At 51.8% G+C, this 19,327-nt stretch carries 14 protein-coding genes; 13 read left to right on the plus strand and 1 reads right to left on the minus strand.

The features are described from left to right. The first annotated feature begins 86 nt into the window (after nt 1-86). From ACO0LG_RS05275 to ACO0LG_RS05290, 4 genes are all read left to right on the plus strand, one after another. Nucleotides 87-1,490 carry an aspartate kinase gene (locus ACO0LG_RS05275; protein WP_423024033.1) on the plus strand — a complete coding sequence of 468 codons (1,404 nt, stop codon included), beginning with the start codon at nt 87-89 and terminating at the stop codon, nt 1,488-1,490. A 404-nt stretch (nt 1,491-1,894) separates the two neighbouring features. Further along, on the plus strand, nt 1,895-2,482 hold the full coding sequence (locus ACO0LG_RS05280; protein ID WP_423024035.1) for a TetR/AcrR family transcriptional regulator: 588 nt from the start codon (nt 1,895-1,897) through the stop codon (nt 2,480-2,482). A gap of 233 nt (nt 2,483-2,715) precedes the next feature. Next, nucleotides 2,716-3,780: an alkene reductase gene (locus ACO0LG_RS05285; protein ID WP_423024037.1), complete on the plus strand. Its 1,065-nt coding sequence runs from the start codon at nt 2,716-2,718 to the stop codon at nt 3,778-3,780. A 242-nt stretch (nt 3,781-4,022) separates the two neighbouring features. After that, the gene (locus ACO0LG_RS05290) at nt 4,023-5,186 is read left to right on the plus strand and encodes a glycerophosphodiester phosphodiesterase (RefSeq protein WP_423024039.1); all 1,164 of its coding nucleotides are present in this window, start codon (nt 4,023-4,025) and stop codon (nt 5,184-5,186) included. Nucleotides 5,187-5,248: 62 nt separating this feature from the next. Here the strand turns inward: ACO0LG_RS05290 and ACO0LG_RS05295 are convergent, their stop codons facing one another. Next, a complete protein-coding gene (locus ACO0LG_RS05295) occupies nt 5,249-6,055 on the minus strand; it encodes a dienelactone hydrolase family protein (RefSeq protein ID WP_423024424.1) in 807 nt (268 codons plus the stop codon). Nucleotides 6,056-6,286: 231 nt separating this feature from the next. Between ACO0LG_RS05295 and ACO0LG_RS05300 the strand changes: the two genes are divergently transcribed. The 9 genes from ACO0LG_RS05300 (at nt 6,287) to ACO0LG_RS05340 (ending at nt 19,327) form a co-directional block, all read left to right on the plus strand. Beyond that, on the plus strand, nt 6,287-7,783 hold the full coding sequence (locus tag ACO0LG_RS05300; protein ID WP_423024041.1) for a glycine betaine ABC transporter substrate-binding protein: 1,497 nt from the start codon (nt 6,287-6,289) through the stop codon (nt 7,781-7,783). A gap of 279 nt (nt 7,784-8,062) precedes the next feature. Next, nucleotides 8,063-9,388 carry an ABC transporter substrate-binding protein gene (locus ACO0LG_RS05305; protein WP_423024043.1) on the plus strand — a complete coding sequence of 442 codons (1,326 nt, stop codon included), beginning with the start codon at nt 8,063-8,065 and terminating at the stop codon, nt 9,386-9,388. Nucleotides 9,389-9,406: 18 nt separating this feature from the next. Further along, a complete protein-coding gene (locus ACO0LG_RS05310) occupies nt 9,407-10,123 on the plus strand; it encodes a response regulator (protein ID WP_423024045.1) in 717 nt (238 codons plus the stop codon). Nucleotides 10,124-10,133: 10 nt separating this feature from the next. Beyond that, nucleotides 10,134-11,582, plus strand: a complete 1,449-nt coding sequence (locus tag ACO0LG_RS05315; protein WP_423024047.1) for an ATP-binding protein — start codon at nt 10,134-10,136, stop codon at nt 11,580-11,582. A 427-nt stretch (nt 11,583-12,009) separates the two neighbouring features. Further along, complete coding sequence (locus tag ACO0LG_RS05320; RefSeq protein WP_423024426.1) at nt 12,010-13,230, plus strand: ABC transporter substrate-binding protein; 1,221 nt, start codon at nt 12,010-12,012, stop codon at nt 13,228-13,230. A 238-nt stretch (nt 13,231-13,468) separates the two neighbouring features. Continuing rightward, the gene (locus tag ACO0LG_RS05325; RefSeq protein ID WP_423024049.1) at nt 13,469-16,075 is read left to right on the plus strand and encodes a TonB-dependent receptor; all 2,607 of its coding nucleotides are present in this window, start codon (nt 13,469-13,471) and stop codon (nt 16,073-16,075) included. A gap of 158 nt (nt 16,076-16,233) precedes the next feature. After that, nucleotides 16,234-17,592 (plus strand): sugar MFS transporter, encoded by a 1,359-nt coding sequence (locus ACO0LG_RS05330; RefSeq protein WP_423024051.1) that lies wholly within the window; start codon nt 16,234-16,236, stop codon nt 17,590-17,592. Nucleotides 17,593-17,771: 179 nt separating this feature from the next. Then, the gene (locus ACO0LG_RS05335) at nt 17,772-18,089 is read left to right on the plus strand and encodes a helix-turn-helix domain-containing protein (protein WP_423024053.1); all 318 of its coding nucleotides are present in this window, start codon (nt 17,772-17,774) and stop codon (nt 18,087-18,089) included. Beyond that, complete coding sequence (locus ACO0LG_RS05340; RefSeq protein ID WP_423024055.1) at nt 18,086-19,327, plus strand: type II toxin-antitoxin system HipA family toxin; 1,242 nt, start codon at nt 18,086-18,088, stop codon at nt 19,325-19,327. The genes ACO0LG_RS05335 and ACO0LG_RS05340 overlap by 4 nt, the downstream gene beginning before the upstream one ends.

A 19,327-nucleotide genomic window follows, 5' to 3' on the forward strand; every position in this document is an offset into this window, starting at 1 on the left:
CATTACCCTTGTTGTTTCGATATATGCCATTTCGTATTTTGCGGGATGTCTGAGATCAACATGCTATCCCTGTCCTGGAAATTGCAATGAAAAAAATCGTCGTTAAATTTGGTGGCTCCAACCTGCGCCAGCCTAAAGATATCAACCGCGTTGTCAATGTCGTGCAAACTTACCAACAGCCGCTGGTGCTGGTGGTATCTGCCTTTTATGGCATTACCAATGCCCTGATTGCTTGCGTGCAGGCTGCACGAGAAGGGGCGGGAACAGCAGCAGCCCTGGCCGAGAGCCAGGATTACACACAAAACCTGCGTGCCCTGAAAAAGCAGATACTGGAAGCGAATATCAGCGATGCCACCAACCGGGCACGCGTAGAAAAAGCGTTGTCGGCACGCCTTGATCAGCTTGATCGTTACCTGACCGGCATACACTGCATAGGTGATGTGCCCACCTTCGTCAATGATGCCATCCTCAGCTATGGTGAGCGTCTATCCAGCCTGTTGCTGACCGAAGTCTTGCTCAGCCACGGCATACGCGCACGCGAAGCCCTACCAGAAGATATAGGTCTGGTTACCGATGGCGTATTTGGCAATGCTGCCTGCGATTTTGATGCGAGCGCCCCGGCTGTCTCGAAAGCATTGCAGGGCAATGAAGTCATTGTCGTGCCGGGTTTTTATGGGGTAGATCGTGATGGCAAGGCGACCCTGTTTGGCCGTGGTGGCTCTGATTACTCAGCAGCATCCATCGCCTGCTGCATAGGTGCAGAATCACTGGATGTATGGAAGGATGTGGATGGTTTTCTCAGCGCCGACCCTGGCACGGTGAGTGCGCCGCATACGATTACTCAATTGAATTATCTGGAAGCAGCAGAGCTGTCTTACTTCGGCGCCAAGATCTTGCACCCGCGCACGGTAGAACCGCTGTTTGACCAGAATATCCCTATCCGTATTTTGAACATAACCCGCCCTGAGCGCGGTCTCTTGCCTTACACCATTATCAATGCACAACGCAAGGTGACGCGTGATGTGGTGAAGAGTGTGACCTCGACAGAAGACGTGGCGATACTGAAACTGCACGGCCCTGGCGTGGGATTCAAACCCGGCATCCTGGCGCAGGTGACCAACACCCTGGATGCCAACGACATCAATATCAAAAGCGTGCTGACAGCGCAAACTGCCATCAATATCCTGGTATCACGCAATCATCTGGATGCTGCCTATGCCGCACTGGTAAAGCACCATCTGGCCGGTGTGGTGGAAGTGTCGCGCAACGCAGATGTGGCTATTGTCGCGGTAGTTGGTGATGGCGTACTGGAGGCATCTGATGTAGGCGGCGCGATTGCCAGCCGCGCCTTGTCTGCTGCAATTGCGGCGGGCGTACACGTCTGCCTGGCGGCTGCAGGTGCCAGCGAAGTGGCTGCCTACATGCTGGTGCAGCAAGAGGACAGGAAACTGGCTTTGCAGGCGATACATGCTGAGTTTTTTGGGAGATGAGGGATTGAGGGAATTGGGTGCTTGCAGCTTTTATTGCGATAACAGTCGGGTTTTGATGCTTGCCAGCAAAAGATGTCTATGGTGATCAACGAAAGCCGCTAGGCTCCAGCATGCGCTGGAGCGACGAAGCAGGGGCTAGTTGCTTTACATGGGCCTTGAGTTTTTGTTCTCAAAAGGAGGACGGCACTGGTATTCTCAACGCTCTCAACATCGTCGCTCCAGCACAGGCTGGAGCACAGCGGCGTTTGTTGCCAACCAGTCAAACAACTCAATATGTGCGGTCTATGCCATCCGCGTCCAAAAAATTGACTAATCTCATGTACCTGCTCTCGCGCCCTTTCAACGCATTTTTTTTCTGAAAAAAGTACTAGACGACTGGTCTAATTTTATCTAGAATGCAGGCTATGAACACTCCGCGCATCGATGTCAGGCAACATATCCTCGATACAGCCAAACCCATTATCCTGGGCAAAGGCTTTTCTGTGGTCGGCCTGAACGAGGTGTTGAAGGCGGCGGCAGTACCAAAGGGTTCGTTTTATCATTATTTCAAGTCCAAAGAATTATTTGGCGAAGCCTTGCTCGAAGACTATTTCGCCGGTTATCTGGCAGCAGTTGATGTTGTATTGAAAAATCCGGACATACCAGCAGCCAAGCGTCTCATGCGTTACTGGCAGGGCTGGTTGCCGGAGCGCCCAGGTGAGGGCGTACAATGCCAGTGTCTGGCGACCAAACTCGGCGGCGAGGTGTCTGACTTGTCTGAAGCCATGCGCGTCACCTTGCAACGTGGCACGGACAGTATCATTGCCAAGCTGGCCGATTGCATGCGTGAAGGTATCATCGATGGGTCGCTGCCTGCAGACCTGGATGCTGATGCATGCGCACTGACTCTGTACCAGATGTGGCTGGGTGCGGGTTTGCTGACCAAGATGCGACGTGACATGAGTGCGCTGGAAAGCGCAATGCTCGCCACCCGCAAAATGCTCAAGCTGTAAAACACTGAATTTGAAATATCAAGCGCAATCCCTTTAGTAACATTTTATAAAACATTTATTCTTATAATTTTCTTCTAGACGACCAGTCTAATTTTTATCTTGAAGTACCCTGGGTTGGCTATACATGGAGTTGTGGATTTGCTTACCCAATAAGTTTTGCCATAAGTTTGCCCTTATGCGTTTTTACCATCGATTTTTGCTGTCCCCAACACGCCCAATAAAGGAATTAAGAAATGTTATTCAATCCTCTGCAAACCGGTTCTGTCTCCCTCGCTAATCGCATTTTGATGGCCCCTCTGACACGCGCCCGTGCTGACGCAGGTCACATGCCTAACGCCCTGATGGCGGAATACTATAGCCAGCGTGCCACAGCTGGCCTGATCGTGACTGAGTGCACCATGGTGGCTGAAAATACCTCCGCCTTTTATGCCGAACCAGGCATCTACAATGCCGAACAAATCGCCGCATGGAAAGTCGTGACGGATGCTGTACACGCCAAAGGTGGCAAGATCTTCATGCAGATCTGGCACGCTGGCCGTGCTGCTGTTCCGGCATTCAACAATGGTGTTGAAAACGTCGGCCCTAGCGCTATCGCCATTGATTCTGAAGTTCACACACCTGACGGCAAAGTGCCGAATGCAGTGCCGCGTGAATTGCGCCTGGATGAAATCCCTGCCCTGGTTGCTGCTTATGCACAAGGCGCAAAAAACGCGATTGCTGCTGGCTTTGATGGCGTAGAAGTACATGGCGCAAATGGCTACCTGATCGACCAGTTCCTGCGTGACAGTGCCAACACGCGCACCGACAGCTATGGTGGTTCAATAGAAAACCGTGCACGCTTTTTGTTTGAAGTATTGACTGCAGTCAGTGCTGCAATTGGCGCTGATAAAGTCGGCCTGCGCCTGTCACCTATCAACAGCTATAACAGCATGAAAGACAGTGATCCACTGGCCCTGATTTCTTACCTGACGACACGCCTGAATGAATTCAATCTGGCGTATTTGCACCTGATGCGTTCTGACTTCTTCCAGGCACAGACTGGTGATGTTTTGACTGTTGCTCGTGCCAATTACAAAGGCGTATTGATCGGCAATATGGGTTACAACGCTGACGAAGCAGCGCAAGCTATCAGCAACTCCACACTGGATGCGGTAGCTTTTGGTACCAGCTTCCTGGCCAACCCTGACCTGCCTGCACGTATCAAGCAGGGCGCGGCCTTGAATGCTCCTGATGCAGCTACTTTCTATACACCGGGCGCAAAAGGTTATACGGATTATCCTAGCCTGCAAGCTGCATGACACATGGCGTAATGCATGTAATACAGCACAAGTAATATGCATGGAAGGCCGACCAAATTGGTCGGCCTTTTTTATTTCCCCCTGAAAAAGCAGAGGTGAAACAGTTTGTAAGATATTTCTCCAAGTCATCATATAGTCACGCTTAAGCCTTACATTCCTGCCAACGCCAACATGATGGTGGCGAAGCATATCTGGCCAACTGCATTGGTCACACTTATCGTAATGAATCGTGAGGAGACTTGATGAGACATTTATCCAGACACACTGCACACTTGCTCTGCGCAGTATTTGCAGGCATGAGCATGAGTGCCTGTGGTGGCAATAGCAGCGAGCCTGTTGACTTTCAGAACCCTGGTCCATCTTGGCCACCATTGCCCACAGTAACCGGCCACCGTGGCGCATCTGCCTTACGTCCTGAACATACGCTGGCTTCGTATCAGAGAGCGATAGATGATGGTGCTGATATTGTTGAACCTGACCTCGTAGCCACCAAGGATGGTGTCCTGGTGGCACGTCATGAAAACGACATCACTGGTACCACCAATGTCTCTGCTCTTCCACAATTCGCCAGCCGCAAAACCACCAAGACCATAGACGGTATCCCTGTCAATGGCTGGTTCACGGAAGATTTTACGCTGGCAGAATTGAAGACTATCCGCGCCAAGGAACGTATTCCGGCGAACCGCCCTGCCAACACGGCTTATGATGGCCAGTTTGAAATACCAACGTTGCAAGAAGTCATCGACCTGGTCAAGCAACAGGCCAAAGAGAAAAATCGCGTCATTGGCATTTACCCTGAAACCAAGCATCCAACTTATTTCAAATCCATAGGCCTGCCGCTGGAAAAACGTCTGGTCGATGTACTGGTGGCGAATGGCTACAAGGGTAAAAATGCTGCAGTCTTCATCCAGTCTTTTGAAGTGGCGAACCTGAAAGAATTGCGCGGCATGATAGACATGCGCTTGGTGCAACTGGTCGATAATCCGCTGAACCCGCCAGTCAATGGCGTGCCACGCAATGCCCCGTATGACTTTATCGCCGCTGGCAGCAGCCGCACTTATGCCGACCTCGTCACACCAGCAGGTCTGAAAGAAATCGCACAGTATGCGGATGCAGTATCGCCGTACAAGGAAGTCATCATCCCGCGTGATGCGAAAAATGAACTGGGTGCGGCGACTAGCTTTGTCACAGATGCGCATGCTGCTGGCTTGAAAGTGCATACCTGGACACTGCGCCCGGAAAATCCTTTCCTGCCAACTAGCATGCGCCTTGGTGACCCTGCTTCGCTGACGCAGCGCGGTGACTCCATCGCAGAAATCACGGCTTACCTGAAAGCGGGAATTGACGGTTTCTTTACAGATGATCCCGCCGTTGGCCGTGCGGCCGTAACGGCGTTCAAGAAGTAAGTTTCTTTGCACTATTAATGCAAATACCTGGATCTTGATCCAGGCATTTTTATACTCCTGTTTTACACCCGTTTCAAACGACGCGCAAAGAAAGCCAAAATCTCATCCCGCGCAACGATGGTTGGCTGCCCTGCCTCATCGATCAGGTGCGCGGTCACCACGCTATGCGGTGTTGTTACGTAACGTGTAAAGAAAGGCGCAGTATCCTGATTGGCAGCGCTGTCAGGCAACACCTTGCTGACGAAGCGCTCGCCCAAAGCTTCTGAAAATGCCGCGAAGCGCTGTGCGCGACAAAATGCATCGCCGGCAAAACGGTAAGCCATGACAGTCAAGTCTTCTGCCTCCAGGCGTTGGCGTACGGCTTGCAAATCGGCTTCGTCTATGCCCGTGCCTGCCGCATCATCCATGGGCAAAGATGGCTGCGACACTACTGGCGCAAGTACCGCGGGTTCCAGCATCATCGACAGGGCAAAATTACCGGTGAAGCACATGCCTATCGCGCCTACACCAGGGCCACCAGATTCTTCATGTGCGAGCCTGGCAAGTGCCCTCAGCCATAGCGTCACAGGGCTGGAACCTTTACCTGAAAACGCGCGGAACTCTGTACTGACACAGGCTTTCTGGAACACCGCTGCCCCCTCTTCTGCCGATGCCACCACGCCATCGCGCCCAAACAAGGAAGGCATATACACCGTAAAACCCGCCTCTCGCACCCAGCGCGCAAAGCGTGCCACATGCGGGCTGATGCCAGGCATTTCTGTCATGACGATGACCGCAGGCCCTGTGCCAGTGAGATAGACACGCTTGCTGACTCCATTGAGCGCGATCTCGCGTGCGCCAAAATCACTGAGCGCATCGTCGGCGTGCATGTCCTGTTTAGTACAAGATTTAATTTTCTTGATGGGGATATGCGTAGATCCTGTGTTGGGCATGGTCACTCCTGATTTATCTGGAGCTTGCAGTGTAGGTCGGTGGCAGAGACAAGAGTAGCGGCAGTTCAGCCAGAATCAAGGTGGAATTGGACATTTGCAAACGGCATGTAGAATACAAGAAAAATATCCCGTCACAGTTTCGATCACAATTTAGCGGAGCACACACCCATGCTGACCTGGTGCAGGCTGCAATACCTCTTCTCTTCAATACTGAAACTGCTATTACTATGCAGTTTTGCAGCGCAAGCACAAGCGGCTGATACGCTCAAAGTTGGTTCCAAACGCTTTACAGAATCCTATGTATTGGGCGAGATTCTGACGCAAACTGCAGCTGCTCATAGCCCTGCATTACATCAGCAGGGTCTGGGCAATACGGCCATTGTCTTTAATGCGCTCAAGAATGGCAGCATCGATGTTTATCCGGAATACATGGGTACCATCAACACTGAAATCTTGAAGCATGAATATGCAATCAGCATGCAAGAGATGCAGACGGAAATGGCTAAACAAGGCCTGGGAGTTGCTGTACCTCTAGGCTTTAATAATACCTATGCACTGGCGATGCGGCCTGATGCTGGGAATATCAAGTCACTAACTGATCTTGCGGCACAGCCTGAGTTGCGTTTTGGTCTCTCCCATGAATTTCTGGGACGTGCCGATGGCTGGCAGGGCCTGGTCAAACGTTATCACCTGCCACAACAGGCCAGCGGGCTGGACCATGGCATTGCTTATGAAGCACTGACTGCAAAGCAGATAGATGTCATCGATATTTATTCCACCGATGCCAAGATCAAACAACTGGGCTTGCGCGTGCTGCTGGATGAGGCAAATTACTTCCCGCGTTATGATGCCGTCTTGCTGTACCGACTGGATGTGCCAGCGCGCTTCCCACAAGCCTGGGCAGCCGTCCAGAAACTGGAAGGCAAAATAGACAATGCGCAAATGATAGCGATGAATGCAGCAGTAGAAATTGATGGGCTGAGCTTTGTCCAGGCCGCGCAGCAATTTGTGGCAAGGTCACCGGTAACTACTGAACGTGCAGGTTTCATGTCCAAATTATTTGGCACAGATTTCTTGAAGCTGACCTGGCAGCATTTGACGCTGGTATTGCTGTCGGTTGCGTTGGCCTTTTTAGTCGGTATACCACTGGGCATCATCGCCGCATTTGCACCGCGTTTGCGCGAGGTCGTCATGGCGACTGTGGGCATCTTGCAAACCATACCCTCACTAGCCTTGCTGGCGATGTTGATACCCTTATTGGGCCGGATAGGTTTTGTCCCTGCCCTGATCACCCTGTCGTTATATGCCTTGCTGCCCATAGTACGCAATACTTGTGTAGGCCTGGTGCAGGTACCAAGCGGATTACGCTTGGCTGCGCAAGCCTTGGGTTTGTCATCGCGAGACCGCTTATGGAATATAGACTTGCCTCTGGCTCTGCCCATGATCTTGGCTGGTGTTAAAACGGCAGCCGTCATGAGCGTGGGCACGGCAACCATCGCGGCCTTCATTGGCGCGGGCGGTTACGGTGAGCGCATCACCATAGGCCTGGCCTTGAATGACAACCAAATGTTGCTGGCAGGTGCCATACCTGCTGCGGCTCTGGCATTGTTGACGCAATGGGGGTTTGATTTGCTGGAGAGACTGGTAGTTAGAAAAAGGGATTAATTAAAATGTTGTGCACGATGACTACTGCAGGTTGGGCCGGGCCTCGCTAGGCTACGATTTACCAGCCCAACCTACAATCTCGAACGCATGTACGGTCATTTCCCCTGTTTAGTGACTATGTATTAGGCGATTGTATTTATCTCCAGCGTATTGTGTACACAAAAGAACAATGCCTACCAGAAAACAGCCCCCTTTGGTAATATGCATCCGGTTCGATCTTCCTGATCAATCCTGAAAACCTGATTTCCCTGCTGCAATAACCTGCCCGGAAAAGTTCCTTTGATTTCGTCCGTCCATCATGTCGCTGCATCATCGCCAACCCGGCACGTTGCCAGGATGGCAGCGCTTGGGCTTTTGTGCATGGCGTTTTGCATAGGCAAAGCTCATGCAGCCACTCCGCAGTCTGACAGCACGCTGCAAGTCTTGCACTGGTGGACCTCTGCCAGCGAACGCAAGGCAGCCAGTTTGCTGGCGGCGCGCATGGCGGATGAGGGTATCATCTGGCGCGATGCTGGCATCCCCGGCGGTGCGGGCATAGGAGCGGGCAAAGTATTGAAGAGCCGCGTGCTGGCGAATGATGCCCCCGAGGTCACGCAAATTATTGGCGTCTCGATACGCGAATGGGCAGACCTGGGTTTCTTGATGGAGCTGGACAAGGTTGCAGCGGTCAATAAATGGAATACCAGTTTCTTCCCGACCATACAAAACCTGATACAGCACCGCAAACATGTGGTGGCTGCACCGCTGGGCATACACCGTATTAACACCCTGTTTTATAACAAGAAAATATTCACCACGCTGAAGCTCTCACCACCAGAAAACTGGGATGAGCTGGTCGCCATTGCAGCCAGGCTGAAAGTAGCAGGTGTGATACCACTGGCACAAAGCAGCGAGCCGTGGCAGGTTGCCACGCTGTTTGAAAACCTGATACTGGTTGAGGGTGGACCTGAATACCACCGCGAATTATTCGTCAAACAAAATGCCCAGGCGGTCATGGACAAGCGCTTTTCCCATGCACTGGAACGTTTGCGTCAGATGAAAGCCTGGATGAATAACCCTGTCGATGAACGCCCCTGGACAGAAGTGGTGAAGCAGTTTTCCAGAAATGAAGCGGCGATGATGATCACCGGCGACTGGGTCAAGGGTGAGCTCAATGACGGCGGTTTTGTCACTGACGAGGCTTTTTCTTGCACGGCCATGCCGGGTACTGGTAAATATCATTTGTATAGCGTCGATACCTTTTCAATGTTCACCAATGATTATTCGCGCATTGCGGCGCAAGAAAAACTGGCACGCCTGGTCGCCACGCCAGCGGTACAAGCTGACTACAATGCCGTCAAGGGCTCGGTGTCAGTGAGGCGCGACGCCGACCTTGCACGCATGGACAGTTGCGCCCGCGCATCATGGACAGCCTTTGCCCAGGGAGCTAATACGCAAGCACCCAGCCTGGTGCATCGCATGGCGACCGATGAAACCAGCAAAGACGCCATCATTGCCGTGATACACCGCTACTTTATCGACGCCACGGTGACACCTGCCGACACCCAGGCCAGGCTGATGGCGATGTACAAGACATTTAGCAATAATAAAAAACAAACTCCATAAGATGTGAGGCAGACAAAGATGACACGCAAAATACTGATAGTCGACGATGACCAGAAGACCCGGGTTTTACTGAAAACCTATCTGGAAAAAAATCAGTATGAAGTCATCCTCTCACACAATGGCGAGAGCTTCGTGGCTGAGTTCAATAGCCAGATGAACCAGTTGTCGCTGGTGATACTTGATGTAATGCTGCCTGATACCGATGGCTTTGCACTGTGCAAGGTAGTGCGGCAAAAATCCAATATCCCCATCATCATGCTGACCGCCAGTTCCGACGACACTGACCGCATTGTGGGGCTGGAGCTGGGTGCGGACGACTATATCGCCAAGCCCTATAACCCACGCGAACTGCTGGCACGTATCAAGGCCATACTACGCCGTACAGCAATTGCCGATGTCGCGTCAGCGCCGCGCTATTACCGCTTCCTGGGTTTCACGCTGGATCTGATAGAGCGCAAGGTCACAGACAACACTGGTGAACTGGTGCCGCTGACCGGGCTGGACTATCAATTACTGAAGTATTTTGTTGAGCACCCGGGCGATGTGCTGGACCGCAATGTGCTGACAGAAGAAACCCGTGGCCGCGACGCAGGCCCGCTGGACCGTTCACTCGATGTACAGATCAGCCGCCTGCGCCTGCTACTTAAGGATGACAGCAAGCAGCCTACCCTGATCAAGACCGTACGCGGAGCGGGTTATGTATTTTCTGCCGACGTGAGCGTGGCCAGTGCCTGAAGCTGCCATCATGCTCAGGCGTTGGCTACCGCAATCGCTGCTGGGTCGTTTGTCGCTGGTCATGGTGTGCGGTGTGCTGCTGACGCAACTGGTGGGCAGCGCCATCTGGACCACACAACAACGCGCCAAGGCAGAGATAGAAGCGACCACGGCAGCGCAATACCTGGCGCACAGCGCATCAAGCGCAATACGTTTTTTCCGCAGCCTGCCGCCTAACTACCGCACCGTGCTGATACAGCAATTCCGCGAGATGGGGGGAACCCGCTTTTTTGTGCAGGCGAATAATGCTTATGTACCCATCACAGAAATAGAATCGCAGGCACTGGCGCATACGGTGTTAGGCAAGGTCGGCAATACTCTCAAGACTGACCTGCCGCAATACCCTGAATTCAAACTCGCCTTTGCCTGGCCCGACCAACTGACTACCTCTGTCGATGGCACCCGCATCACTGACCTACCTGAGAGCTGGGTGCAACATATCCTGCTGATCAAGCCTGAACCTGCACCTGTGCTGGTGATACAGACCGAGCTGGAACCAGGTAACTGGTTATACATGGCGGCACTGATGCCCAACCCTTATTTTTTAAAGGGCAATGACCCTCTGTCCTTTGACCGCCTGGTCTTGCAGGGCCTGTCACTGGCTGCGGTATTACTGCTCTCCATCATGGTGGTGCGCTGGATCACGCGGCCACTGGCGGCCTTGTCAGATGCGGCAGCAGCCTTTGGCAAGGGTGAACAAGTACCAGACTTGCCTGAGACTGGTAGCAAGGAATTCATCAATACCGCCCGTGCCTTCAGTGCCATGCGGCAGCGCATACAAAGTTATATCGAAGACCGCGAACGCCTGTTCATTTCCATTTCTCACGATTTGCGCACACCTATCACGCGCCTCAAACTGCGCTCAGAATTACTTGACGATGATACTTTGCGCAGTGAGTTTGAAGAAGACCTGGATGAACTCGACATGATGGTCAAGGGCGCTTTGCAATGCGTAAAAGATAGCGACATCCATGAAAACCCCACTGAAGTCAGGCTGGACCCGCTGATACGCCGTCTGGTACGCAGCGCCCACCTGGCCAAGCACAATGTGGCATTCGCTGATTCAGGCGTGACCGTCCATGCCAAACCATTGGCATTGAAGCGGGCGATAGGTAATCTGCTAGACAATGCCCTTTATTATGGAGAACGTGCACAAATCAGCGTTCGTGCCGCGACTGATGCAGTCATCATAGAAGTACGCGACCATGGCCCCGGCGTACCAGAGGACGCCCTGCCCAGCCTGTTCGATCCCTACGTTCGCCTGTTACATGGCCGTAGTCAGAATGAAAGCGGTATGGGCTTGGGCCTGGGCATAGCACGCAGCGTCATTGAAGCCCATGGCGGTACGCTGGTGCTGGAGAACCATGCCGAAGGCGGCCTGAAGGCCATCATTACCCTGCCCGACGAGGGCGATGCCTGACCTGGTATATCACTCACACCTCAACATCTCTTACCGACTTAATTAAGTTTGTCATTTGAGGATAAGCTGGCGTCGCTCTGCGCGAATCACAACACCTGAATCTGGACTTTTGTAAAGTTTTGTAAGGAATTCTTAAGTTAAGTTTTGCCAGCTTAGTAATCCACACGCCTGTAAATCACCCACACCCTAGCGCACAGCGATACCAGCGCAAAAAAAGGGTAAGGATTTGTAAGCTGTTCACCTGACCAGTTTACACAAAGCTCCAATAAATCAATCACTTATAAAAAGATGCGCTAAACAGATATGCAAGTGGCATTACATTGATCACGTTGCTAGTATCGGTTTCAAGTAATTCATTTATACCGATTTGTTTTGCCTAAAAATATTTTTGACAGGATTTCTCTTGAGCCGTATTTCCCACATCACCATGCTATGCGCCACCGCCATGATGAGCACTGCCAATGCTGGCTCGCTCGTCCTGGAAAGCTGGCGGGTGGATGACAAGGCCTTGTGGGAAACAGTCCTGATACCAGCATTTGCCAAACGCCACCCTGGCATAGATATACGCTTTGCGCCCACCACACCGACAGAATATGACGGCAGCCTGCAAGCACATTTCGCCAATGGCACTGCCGGTGATCTCGTAGCTTGCCGCCCTTTCGATGTATCGCAATCTTTGTATAACAAAGGCTATCTGGAAAAACTGGATGGCAAGCCGGGCATGGAACATTTTGAAGCAAGCTCCATGCTGGCCTGGCAGACCGATGATGCGAAAGCGACTTTTTGCATGCCAGTAGCTTCTGTCATTCACGGCTTCTTGTACAACAAAAAAATCTTCAAGAAACTCAACCTGCAGGCCCCAAAAACCCAGGCTGAATTCTTGACGGTACTCGATGCAGTAAAAAAGAATGGCGGCTACGCGCCACTAGCGCTGGGTACAGCAGAAAAATGGGAAGCCACGCAAACCCTGTTCACCAGCATAGGCCCCAATTACTGGCATGGCGAAGCAGGTCGCAAGGCACTTATCGCAGGCAAGGCAAAATTTACTGATGCACAGTATGTGGCCGCCTTTGATTATGCCGCCAAGCTGGGCTCGTATTTGCCAAGCACAGCCAGCACACAAACCTACAGCGACAGCCAGCATCAATTCGCTTCCGGCAAGGCGGCCGTGTACCCGGTGGGGTCCTGGGATATCTCTTATTTCAATCAGGTGCAGGGCCTGGATTTTGGTGTATTCGCACCGCCCGTGCGTGCCGTTGGTGACAAGTGCTACATCCTGGATCACATGGATATAGGTATAGGCATCAACAAGAAATCACGGAACAAGGAAGATGCCTACAAATTTCTCGAATGGCTAGGCTCGCAGGAATTTGCTGACTTATATACCAACCGCGTCACCGGATTTTTTTCACTATCGAATCATTTGATCGCAGTGCGTGACCCGATAGGCAAACAGATGATGGAGTGGCGCACGGCGTGCGAATCGAGCATACGTGTCAATGCCCAGATATTGAACCGTGGCCAGCCGAGCATGGAGCAGGAATTATGGAATGTGAATGCCGATCTATTGAATGGCACGCTCACCGGCAAGGAAGCAGCCGCAAGAATACAAAACAGTGTTGCAAGTGCAAGTAAGTTTAAGCGATGAGAGTTCAAGCGTTAAGATCATACCTCCCCCAAGTCGTATGATTGATTTGCCGACGCCCAGTGCGGCGTCGGCTTTTTTTAGCACTTGATGCATGTGAAGACTAAAACAATAAAAACAATAAAAAGAATGAAAAGATTATTTTTACCCCGCTGTATGTAATACATAACGAGGTCAAAATTTTTGCGCCAAAAAAAGAAGATGTGATACCTACGAGTAAAACCAACTGAAGGAGATTTGCATGAACACCCCCGTATTCAAGAAGAAGCTGTTACCGCAACTGATTGCCCTGATCGTCAGCACCACTGCATTTAATATTGTCTATGCTGCCGATGAAACGCCAGAAGCTGCACCAGGCTCGCAAGTAGTTGAAGTGCGCGGCATACGCGATACACTGAAAAAAAACCTGGCTGGCAAACGCGATTCACAAAACATTGTTGACACGGTCAACTCAGAAGACCTCGGTAAATTCCCTGACAAAAATGTCGCTGATTCGCTGCAACGCGTGCCTGGCATTTCTGTCGATCGCACCTGGGGTGAAGGCCGCGATATTTTCGTACGCGGTACAGATAAAAGCCTGAACATGACGCAATTGAATGGTCAGTCAGTCGCTTCCGCTTACTGGTGGAAAAACGATTCACAAAGCCGTGGTTTTAACTATGACATCCTGCCTTCTGAACTGGTAGGCAGCCTCGATGTTTACAAAAGCCCATCTGCTGATCTCGATGAAGGCAGCATCGGCGGCCTGGTGAATGTCAAGACCCGCAAGCCGCTGCAATTCAAGGCACCTTTGACAGCGCAATTCTCGCTGGAAGCAACCTATTCTGATCTTCCCAAGAAAACCGACCCGCAAATCTCTGGTCTGGTGAATTGGAAGAATGATGAAAACACCCTGGGCGTCTTGCTGTCCCTGAGCAAGCAAAAACGCACCATGCGCCGCGATGGTCTGGAAAATTTTACTGATTCCACCAAGTACACCATCATTGATCAAAATAATGTAGCAACACCAAACGCCTATGCATCATGGGGTGGTGGTTCCGCGATTTTCCGCCAGGACCGTGAGCGCACGACGGGCAATGTCACCCTGCAGATCAAGCCTAACCGTGACAGCGATATCTCCCTGAATTACATCAATTCAGACATGAACATGGACAATAATAACCAGAACTACCTGTGGCAGATAGGTGGTCTGGCGGACAAGAATAATGTCATCCGCATTACTAACCCACGCTTCATTACGACTTCTGATGGCACCAAGGCAGTGGTCGGTGGCACCGTAGGTCCGACGACTGGTGTTTCGTTTGAGCCTATCTACCGCGAAGCCTATATCAAATCCAAGATACTTGATCTGGAAGGCAATTACGAAGGCGATGGCTGGAAAGTACACGGCCAGTTGGGTTCCACATCAGCCGAGGGTGGCAGCAAGCATGACCGCAATTTCTGGTTCACTGGCAATACCCGCGCCACCGTGAATATCGCACCAGATACTTATGAAGTATCTTACCTGGACATGAGCCCGCTCGACCCAACCAAGCTCACGCTGCAAAATGCGCGTGACTGGGTACGCAAGATGGAAAGCAAAGAGAACTATGTGCAGAGCGACCTGACCTGGGACCTGACCGGCTCCTTCATCAAGGATATCAAACTGGGCCTGAAATACCGTGACAACACCGTACAAAATCATCGCACCATAGGCACGGTTGGCCCTGACAGCACTGGCTGGCAGTCTTTCAGCCTGGCTGATCTTTCGACTGGCCCATCACCACTATTGAGCCAGGCTGCAGCTACCTCAGGTTCATTGACACAATATGCATGGGTCAATGATGCACTGGCTGCCAGCAAGGGTTTTGCCATGTACGACAAGGGCATGGTCTATAACGAAGCCAAGGGTGAGTATTACAAGATACAAGAAAAAATCACGGCGGCTTATGTCAAGGCGGACTATGCCATCGACAAATGGCGCGGTGACTTTGGTGTACGCCTGGTCAAGACTGAACAGACATCTGAAGCTTATCAAGACCTGACCGGCAAAGGCAATTATGTCATTGGAAGCACCACGCGTACTTATAACGATGTCTTGCCCAGCGTGAACGTGGTGTATGACTTGCGCAAAGATTTGATCATACGTGGTGCGATCGCCCGCGTCATGGCACGCAACACTTACAGCGATCTCAGTGCCAGTACCGAAGTGAGCGGCACCACCAATGCCGCCACTGCCGGTAATCCTCTGCTGAAGCCTTACCATGCCGATCAGGCAGAGATAGGTGCAGAATGGTATTTTTCTGATGCATCATTGCTGTCTGCCACCTTGTTCACTAAACGCCTGGATACCTTTATCTACACGTCGACTGCGCAAGAAAATGTCGGTGGCGTAACGCGCCCGGTAACACGTCCGCATAATGCCGACAATGGTGCGGTCATCAACGGTCTGGAACTGCAATGGCAACAAGCTTTTGGTCATGGTTTTGGTGCCATCGTGAACTACACTTTCACTGATGCCAAGGCAGGTTCCATTGCTGGCGGACAAAAACTGAATGTCATCGGCAACTCACGCAATCAGTTGAATGCCAGCGGTTACTATGAAAAGGACGGTATCAGCTTCCGCCTGTCGTATAACTACCGTTCCAAATCCTACGGCGGCCTGGATGAAGGTGGTCAGGATGTCACCAGCGCCTACGGTCAATGGGATGCCACAGCCAACTGGGACATCACACCAAAGATCAGCCTGTTCGCCACTGCCGTCAACCTGACCAATTCTGTGATACGCACCAACACTACAGATGGCCTGCCAGTTGGTGTGTATGAAAACGGCGCACGTTACAGCGTAGGTGTCAGGGCCAAGTTCTGATCTGCTTTCATCTGCACGACGGTGAACTGAAGTGATTCAGTTCACCATGCAAGAGCGCCAGAAGAGCCTCCCCATATAAGCAGCAGGGGAGGCTTTTTTGCACAATGCATCAGCAAGACTAGATCAAGTGACCATTTTACATACGTCTGGAACACCTCATGAATAACAATGATCAAGCAACGGGATCAACAAAGGATGTGGTCGTTGCCATGTTCTTTATCAGCCTCTTGTTTTTTATCCTGGGCTTTGCTACCTGGCTCAATGGCTCGCTGATCCCGTTTTTAAAAATAGTCTGCGACCTGAATAACTTCCAGGCGCTGTGGGTGACGTTTGCGTTTTACATCGCCTACACCGTCATGGCCCTGCCATCAGCCGCCATACTCAGCCGTACCGGCTACAAGAATGGCATGACTCTGGGCCTGGGCATCATGGCAGTGGGCGCTTTGCTGTTTATCCCGGCAGCAAAGACCAGTTATTACGGCTTCTTTTTGCTGGCCCTGTTCACACTGGCCACTGGCATGACGCTGATGCAAACCGCCATCAACCCTTACATCGTCTGCATAGGTGCACGCGAGAGCGCTGCCATGCGCATCAGTATCATGGGCCTGTTCAATAAAGGTGCGGGCATCGTCGTGCCGCTGGTGTTCTCTGCACTGATCTTGTCCGGCATAGAAAAATATTCTGACACTGCACTGGCCGCACTTGATCATGCTGGTCGTCTTGCCTTGCGTTCAGAACTGTCATCGCGCCTGGTCTATCCCTATGCCATCATGGCTGCGGGCTTGCTGGTGGTGATGATGATTGTGCATTTTTCTTCACTACCAGAACTGCGGGCAGACGAAGAAAAGAACCAGCCCGAAATCACCAAATGGGGCGTGCTGCAATACCCGCAACTGGTACTGGGTGCATTGTCACTGTTCGCCTATGTCGGCGTCGAAGTCATCGCTGGTGATACCATAGGCCTGTATGGCCGCAACCTGGGCGTGCATAACTACACCGTGCTGACCTCATACACCATGAGCTTCATGGTCATAGGCTACATCCTCGGTGCGACGACCATCCCCAAACAGATGACACAAAAAACTGCCCTGCTGTTCTCGGCAGTGAGCGGCCTGCTGTTCACCATTGGCGTCGCCACCAGTTCCGCCACGGACACCGGCATTGCCCAGGCAATAGTCGGATGGGCAGGCGTGCCGGTAGTACCCAACACCGTGATGTTCCTCGCCATGCTGGGCCTGGCCAACGCCCTGGTCTGGCCATCCATCTGGCCACTGGCCCTGCAAGGCCTGGGCAAATACACCGCTGCCGGTTCCGCCCTGCTCATCATGGGCATCGCCGGCGGCGCACTGCTGCCCATGCTGTACGGTAAATTCTCCGACGCAGGCAACTCCCAAACCGCCTACTGGGTCATGCTGCCCTGTTATCTGATGATTTTCTTTTATGCGGTGAAGGGGCATAAGTTGAGGAGCTGGGGCGCGGTTGCGGGGAGACTGAAGAGGGTGAATCAGGTGGGGTGAGTTGAGTGCCTGATTCTCATGCTACGATAAGCTTATCCTCGCAACAGCGAGGATGAGCGTTAGTCAGGAAGCAATACTTTACATAGAAATTTGCTTAAAAAATAAGCCAGGGCCGCTATCATAACCAGTATAATTCTATTGGAAAGTTAGATTATCTAACACTAATCTATATAAAACCAATGGATTTCTCCTTACTACTGCCTGACAAAATTTGCCTGACACTCGGCGAAAGAGCGCGTGAGCGTCGCTTGCTGCTGAACATCAGTGTAGAAGAATTGGCGCAACGCACAGGCATCTCGGCCCAAACTGTCAGCAGCTTTGAACGAACTGGCAAATGCACCCTGGCCAACTTTGTCCGCATACTTGAATCACTGAATGCCGCGCCAGATTTACAGACAGTCCTGATGCCGCAAACCAATACCATAGAAGGGATGCGGGCAAAGTCTGCGGTACAAACCAGACAGCGTGCGTATCGTAAACCCAAGAGCCCGTCATGAAAGAGCTCAAGGTCAACTATAACGCGTATGGCGATTCACTGTGGCTGGGTACACTGGCCGACGATGGCCGTGATATCTTGTTCCAGTATTCGCCAGCAGCACTTGCAAGCGGTCTGGATCTATCCCCCATACGCCTGCCATTGCGGCCATCTGCCTACCCTGACAAACAGGTCGATTACCTGCCTATTATGCGCGTTCCAGGTTTACTCTACGACTCCTTGCCTGACAGTTGGGGGTTACAGTTGATGAAACGCCGCATGAAAGCCAAAGGCATCGATACCGACACCGTCTCTGTACTAGACATGCTCGCGTACCTTGGTGACAACACCATGGGTGCTTTGACCTATGAACCCGGCAGCGAAACCCATCTGGCAGTCAGCGACCTTGCCCTGATTGATCTGGCGAAAGAAGTTCAGGCAATACTCACAGATGACAGCTATGAAGTATTGGACGAGCTCGCCAAGGCAGGTGGCTCACCCGGCGGTGCACGCCCCAAGGCACTGGTTTACTACCAGCCTGCGACAGGGCAAATGAGCACTGAGTACATCCCAGATGCAGAATCCTGGCTCATTAAATTCCCGGCAAAAGACGATGCCAACGATAGCTGCGCACTGGAAGAACTGTATGCCCGGCTGGCGCGCAAATGCGGCCTGGGTATGGGCGAGACACAATTCTTTGAATTACCAGAAGGCATGACAGCATTCGGCACCAAACGTTTTGACCGCGATAATGAGCAGCGCATCCACGTTCACTCACTAGCCGGCATATTGCACGTTCATTTCCAGATACCCTCTTTAGGCTATAGCGAATTCATGCGAGCAACCCGCAGGCTAACAAGAGATGCAAGAGAACTAAAAAAGGCATTACAACGCTGCGTTTTCAACGTACTGATGAACAACCGCGATGATCACGCAAAAAACCTGTCCTACTTACTCAACAAAAATAATGAATGGGAACTCACCCCACCTTATGACCTGACTTATTGTGCAGGTTATCGCGGCGAGCATTTCATGGATGTCGCTGGCGAAGGAAAATCACCAGCGCGGGCACATATCTTGAAAGTGGCTCAAGACGGGGGAATGAAAGAAAAAGAAGCGCATAATATTATTGATGAAATGCTAGGACTAATTACTGCTGCTGATTTCAAGAATACTGCACGGGATTTGCCTATTTCGAAAAAGACCTTGGCGATGGTGGGCAAAGTCATTGAGGCGAACAGATCAAAGCTGCGTATCTAG

Source organism: Undibacterium sp. Ji42W, assembly GCF_049340405.1.
Taxonomy (GTDB): Bacteria; Pseudomonadota; Gammaproteobacteria; order Burkholderiales; family Burkholderiaceae_D; genus Undibacterium.

Bases quoted from the DNA above. Each gene is read 5' to 3' on its own strand.
- ACO0LG_RS05275 (WP_423024033.1), top strand. From the start codon at position 87: ATGAAAAAAATCGTCGTTAAATTTGGTGGCTCCAACCTGCGCCAGCCT.
- ACO0LG_RS05280 (WP_423024035.1), top strand. From the start codon at position 1,895: ATGAACACTCCGCGCATCGATGTCAGGCAACATATCCTCGATACAGCC.
- ACO0LG_RS05285 (WP_423024037.1), top strand. From the start codon at position 2,716: ATGTTATTCAATCCTCTGCAAACCGGTTCTGTCTCCCTCGCTAATCGC.
- ACO0LG_RS05290 (WP_423024039.1), top strand. From the start codon at position 4,023: ATGAGACATTTATCCAGACACACTGCACACTTGCTCTGCGCAGTATTT.
- ACO0LG_RS05295 (WP_423024424.1), bottom strand. From the start codon at position 6,055: ATGCACGCCGACGATGCGCTCAGTGATTTTGGCGCACGCGAGATCGCG.
- ACO0LG_RS05300 (WP_423024041.1), top strand. From the start codon at position 6,287: ATGCTGACCTGGTGCAGGCTGCAATACCTCTTCTCTTCAATACTGAAA.
- ACO0LG_RS05310 (WP_423024045.1), top strand. From the start codon at position 9,407: ATGACACGCAAAATACTGATAGTCGACGATGACCAGAAGACCCGGGTT.
- ACO0LG_RS05315 (WP_423024047.1), top strand. From the start codon at position 10,134: ATGCTCAGGCGTTGGCTACCGCAATCGCTGCTGGGTCGTTTGTCGCTG.
- ACO0LG_RS05320 (WP_423024426.1), top strand. From the start codon at position 12,010: ATGCTATGCGCCACCGCCATGATGAGCACTGCCAATGCTGGCTCGCTC.
- ACO0LG_RS05325 (WP_423024049.1), top strand. From the start codon at position 13,469: ATGAACACCCCCGTATTCAAGAAGAAGCTGTTACCGCAACTGATTGCC.
- ACO0LG_RS05330 (WP_423024051.1), top strand. From the start codon at position 16,234: ATGAATAACAATGATCAAGCAACGGGATCAACAAAGGATGTGGTCGTT.
- ACO0LG_RS05335 (WP_423024053.1), top strand. From the start codon at position 17,772: ATGGATTTCTCCTTACTACTGCCTGACAAAATTTGCCTGACACTCGGC.
- ACO0LG_RS05340 (WP_423024055.1), top strand. From the start codon at position 18,086: ATGAAAGAGCTCAAGGTCAACTATAACGCGTATGGCGATTCACTGTGG.